Below are 4,247 nucleotides of genomic sequence, written 5' to 3' on the forward strand. Positions count from 1 at the left end.
TCGCGCAGCGTCGGCTTTGCCGAATCCAAAGATGCTAAAGTTCCCGAGTAATCAGGGAATAAATTCCTGTTCGGGCTAACCCCATAGATAGAATCTAGGGGCTTGCGCCCTCAGGGTTTTCGGTCAAGAGCAATTTTTTAAAAAAAAACAGGGACATTACTGCCCCTGATGCCAATTTCATTAAATCCTGCTACACACCGAAGAATAAACATCTGTAGCAAGCATTGAGGAAATCGGTATAAGCCTACCCGAGAGCTTTAGTCGATGAATGGGACCCAGAAGCAATATCTCGCTCCCTCTCCCACAACTCGCCAGGTATCACCTTGGCGCACTGGAAAGGTGAGTGAGGAAAGAGCAGGATACTGATGATCACCATTGTAGTTAAATCGCGTTTCTACTCGGATTATATTCCCTGGTGTAGTTGCTATTGCCGATGAATCTTGATCTGGCAATGAATTGGTATTACAGACCACTATGCCGGCTGATTCTGCAAAGTATTCTGTATTTGGTTTCCGTAGCTCCCATTCTCCAAACTGGGTGGCACTAGCTGGATAGGAGAAAGCAAATAGGAACAGAACAGCTAACACACACAAGGACAGAATTTTTCCTAATTTTGGCATTTGACTATTTTAAGATGAACGATCTTTGTGAATTCGAGAGCTTATGTCTCAAACATAGCTAATATAGCAGATAAGCAGGTACACAAAATTAATTGCAAATTTTACAAAACTCAAAGCCTAGCAGGGTAAGGGTTACAGAGATTTGGAGTAGGCAATTAATTCTGTGTAGGTGCTTAAAACAAGTAGTAGGGTGCGTTAGGGGCGGACGTGCCCTTATTTTTCGCCTCGAGCGCCAGGGTTGGGATAGTCTGCCCCGTAACGCACCACCAAAAGGCTCGCCCTGATTTTATCGGTAGGCAGGATAGGGGCAAGATGCCCGTTCCACCAAGATGCCCGTTCCACCAATATGCCCATTCCACCAATATGCCCCTATAGTTTTAGAGGAATGCGTTCGCGTAGCGTGACCAAAGGTCAATCGCAAACATAAATCCCTAAATTACATGGGATAATCATTCAGCTATCAGCATTCAGCGAATGCGCCTTTGGCTGACGGCATTAGGCTGACGGCTGAATAAGCTGTTTTAGTAAACTTTTGCCTCTTGGCTCTTGCCTTGCGCGTAGCGCTATATATGTCAAATCCTTAACCCAAAATGCGACACAATTATGAAACACTTAATTAATGTATAACTACCAAGACTATAAAAACAATACACAAGATGAGCACCCTGTTCAGCCTGAAAGTTTCATGTGATCTAGAAACCTACAGAACAATACTCATCCCAGGCACCGCTTCTCTGTACAAATTAGCAGAGACTATTACTAAGTATTATGGTTTCTTTTTCGACCATGCCTTCGGATTTTATAACAACATCGATAATTATTACGAAAGCACCGAAGTCTATACCATTTTCGCAGACAGCACTGATGGATTTGGTGATCCAGACCGAAAAGAAAAAAGTGTCCGCAAAACCAAAGTTAATCAGGTTTTCAAGAAAGACAAAGAGATGTTGTTTCTCTTTGATTATGGGGATGAGTGGTTATTCCACATTCTTTGTCTTGATGACGAGGTAGCTCGGGAACCGAGAAAACGGTATCCCAAATTAATCGATCAGAAAGGCGAGGCTCCCGAACAATACCCAGATTATGATGAAGAAGACTATGATGACGACTATGATGAAGAGGAATAATTCATCTCTAGACCTAATGGTGCGTTACGGTGCGGCTGTTTCAACCAGGGGCGAAGAGGGGGAAAATCATGGCTCGCCCGCCCCTAACGCACCCTACACCTTCAACCTTCAACCTTCAACCAAATAAACCTTCAACTGATGGTGCGTTACGGTGCGGGCTGTTTCAACCAGGGGCGAAGAGGGGGAAAATCATGGCTCGCCCGCCCCTAACGCACCCTACACCTTCAACCTAATAAACCTTCAACCAAATAACCTTCAACCTTCAACCAAATAACCTTCAACCAAATAACCTTCAACCTTCAACCAAATAAACCTTCAACCTAATAAACCTTCTAAACCTTCAACCTAAACACTTCACCCAAGCCTCCCTGACCTCAGGTGAACCATACCAAATCCCCTTCCTTCTAGGAGAATGTAGCACCTCATCAAGAGTAATATTAGTCGCTCCAGCCAAATGAGCAGCAGTAATCGGAGTAATCCCATCTCCCCAGCAATTCCCTTCTCCACAAGTGAGCTTGTAACTGTTGTAAGCCAACCAGCTGCCTAAACGTCGCTTACCATAAATTGCCTTACCAGCGACACAAATATAATTGACATCTTGGTGAAACGCCCCTGGATAGTTATCATTAACAAAATCAAGATTGCGTTTAGTCCAACGTTCCTGACTCATATGAGGTGTACCCAGAGTCACCAAGGTAGAGATATAGGAATGAGCATTCCATAACCCTACCGAGTCATCACTAACATCTCGATGAATCGTGTAAGGCTTTTCTCCTAGATAGATCCTGGCAATCCAACCACCAGCAGAGTGACCGATTAAATTAATCTGTGGCGTGTTATGCTTCTCCAACTGCTGTTTAACAGCTTGGTCGATTTTTCGCAAAATTGGCACCACAGAGCGACCACCGAGGGTAGGAAACCAATCCTGTTGGCGTATTGGTACAGTAGTTGCGGCAATCCCTAGCTGTTGTAGTGATTGTTCTAAATCACGGTATTCACTAGCGCTAGCAAAATAGCCCGGTAAAATAACAGTTGGTAATGGCATCGGTGGTAATTTTAAATTTTATAGATAATTTTAAACTTTTGTGAAACTAGGTACACTTTATGGTATAAGTGTCGGACCTGGGGATCCTGACCTGATCACCCTCAAAGCACTACGTATATTGAAACAGGCACCAGTAGTAGCCTTTCCTACTGGAGTCCGTGGAAAACCAGGAATGGCTCAACAGATTGTCGCTCAATGGTTGGAGAATCATCAGGTGCAGTTACCCTTGACATTTCCTTATGTGCAGGATACCGCTATCTTGACCCAAGCATGGCAACTTGCTGCTGAGCAAGTCTGGAATTATCTAGGATTAGGGCAAGACGTAGCATTTGTGTGCGAAGGAGATGTGAGTTTTTACAGCACATTTACCTATTTGGCACAGAGGCTACAGCAGTTACATCCTCAAAGCCTGATTCAAACTGTACCAGGGGTATCTTCCCCCATGGCTACAGCATCGGTTTTGGGATTACCCTTGACCATTCGTGATCAGCGCCTGGTCGTGCTACCAGCTCTCTATAATGTGGATGAACTGGAAAAGGTTTTGGATTGGGCAGATGTAGTAGTCCTGCTCAAAGTCAGTTCAGTTTATCAGCAGGTGTGGCAAGTGCTGCATCGACATCAGTTGTTGGAAAATGCCTATGTGGTAGAACGAGCAACTCTACCGGAGCAGGTGATATATCGTAATTTATGCGATCGCCCTAATCTGGCATTACCCTATTTTTCTCTGCTAATTGTTAAGGTGAACCAATAGATAGCAAACCAAGAGATAACAATGTTTCAGCCATCGATGTAGTTGTCAAAATAGTTGTTATAGCTAGCCCGAGCACGATCACTCACTCTTATTTGCCAAGACTGAATTGAATAAGCATCTCCTCAGCCGAGAGCTTATTAGCAACCATGGAAATACGTCAACAATAACTGCCATGTCCGATGCTTCTTTAATTAAAAACATCCCAGAAATGCTGAGTCACCCCCTAGTGATTTCTGTTACCGCCTCTCTGGGGGTTCATATGCTAATCGTACCGATCTTAGGTGATTTGTTGAAGAATCAAAAGCCTAAGGAAGACTCAATGGTGCAAGTGTTGGAGTTAAGCCCTCAACAACTGAGCCGTGTTCCCAAGTCTGCTGCACCACCACTTACCCTGCCAGCTCTACCGAATGCCAAAACTCCGACCAAGCCCTCCATCCCTTCGTTATTTAATCCTTTCCCACCCCCTCCACCACCGCTACCTTCAATACCTGCTCTAAAGCCCCTGAAAATTCCCAAATCCCCACCTCTGAGATCCCTACCGATAAAACCCTTACCCTCAATTGGTAAGTATCCTTTACCACTGCTAAACCGCAAAAGACCGATTATCACCAGAGGGTCTTTCCCGATCCAGCAGCTACCACCAAAACCCAGGACACCACTACCAGCCCCACCACCGCGACCTAACTTCACATTCGATACAGAGT

General features: G+C 44.7%; 6 protein-coding genes and 1 pseudogene. 3 read left to right on the top strand and 4 right to left on the bottom strand.

Features of this window, described 5'->3' with window-relative positions; genetic code table 11:
- Window positions 1–257 precede the first annotated feature (257 nt).
- On the bottom strand, window positions 258–620 hold the full coding sequence (locus F6K20_RS26670) for a hypothetical protein (protein WP_287296645.1): 363 nt from the start codon (window positions 618–620) through the stop codon (window positions 258–260).
- A 286-nt stretch (window positions 621–906) separates the two neighbouring features.
- A complete protein-coding gene (locus F6K20_RS26675) occupies window positions 907–1,041 on the bottom strand; it encodes a hypothetical protein (RefSeq protein WP_287296647.1) in 135 nt (44 codons plus the stop codon).
- Window positions 1,042–1,276: 235 nt separating this feature from the next.
- Here F6K20_RS26675 and F6K20_RS26680 point away from each other — a divergent pair, with 235 nt between their 5' ends.
- Window positions 1,277–1,747, top strand: coding sequence for an IS1096 element passenger TnpR family protein (locus F6K20_RS26680; RefSeq protein ID WP_287296649.1), 471 nt, complete (start codon window positions 1,277–1,279; stop codon window positions 1,745–1,747).
- A 68-nt stretch (window positions 1,748–1,815) separates the two neighbouring features.
- A complete protein-coding gene (locus F6K20_RS26685) occupies window positions 1,816–1,980 on the top strand; it encodes a hypothetical protein (protein WP_287296651.1) in 165 nt (54 codons plus the stop codon).
- A 107-nt stretch (window positions 1,981–2,087) separates the two neighbouring features.
- Here the strand turns inward: F6K20_RS26685 and F6K20_RS26690 are convergent, their stop codons facing one another.
- On the bottom strand, window positions 2,088–2,792 hold the full coding sequence (locus F6K20_RS26690) for an esterase/lipase family protein (RefSeq protein WP_071102584.1): 705 nt from the start codon (window positions 2,790–2,792) through the stop codon (window positions 2,088–2,090).
- Window positions 2,793–2,832: 40 nt separating this feature from the next.
- Here F6K20_RS26690 and F6K20_RS26695 point away from each other — a divergent pair, with 40 nt between their 5' ends.
- Entirely contained in the window at window positions 2,833–3,543 is a 711-nt protein-coding gene (locus tag F6K20_RS26695) for a precorrin-2 C(20)-methyltransferase (protein WP_287296653.1), read from the top strand.
- A gap of 345 nt (window positions 3,544–3,888) precedes the next feature.
- Here the strand turns inward: F6K20_RS26695 and F6K20_RS26700 are convergent.
- A pseudogene (locus F6K20_RS26700) lies at window positions 3,889–4,247 on the bottom strand (hypothetical protein); the annotation flags it as partial.

Source organism: Moorena sp. SIO2C4, from assembly GCF_010672485.1.
Classification (GTDB): domain Bacteria; phylum Cyanobacteriota; class Cyanobacteriia; order Cyanobacteriales; family Coleofasciculaceae; genus Moorena; species Moorena producens.

Excerpts from the sequence above, each read along its gene's own strand:
- F6K20_RS26680 (WP_287296649.1), top strand. The coding sequence starts at position 1,277 with ATGAGCACCCTGTTCAGCCTGAAAGTTTCATGTGATCTAGAAACCTAC.
- F6K20_RS26690 (WP_071102584.1), bottom strand. The coding sequence starts at position 2,792 with ATGCCATTACCAACTGTTATTTTACCGGGCTATTTTGCTAGCGCTAGT.
- F6K20_RS26685 (WP_287296651.1), top strand. The coding sequence starts at position 1,816 with ATGGCTCGCCCGCCCCTAACGCACCCTACACCTTCAACCTTCAACCTT.
- F6K20_RS26670 (WP_287296645.1), bottom strand. The coding sequence starts at position 620 with ATGCCAAAATTAGGAAAAATTCTGTCCTTGTGTGTGTTAGCTGTTCTG.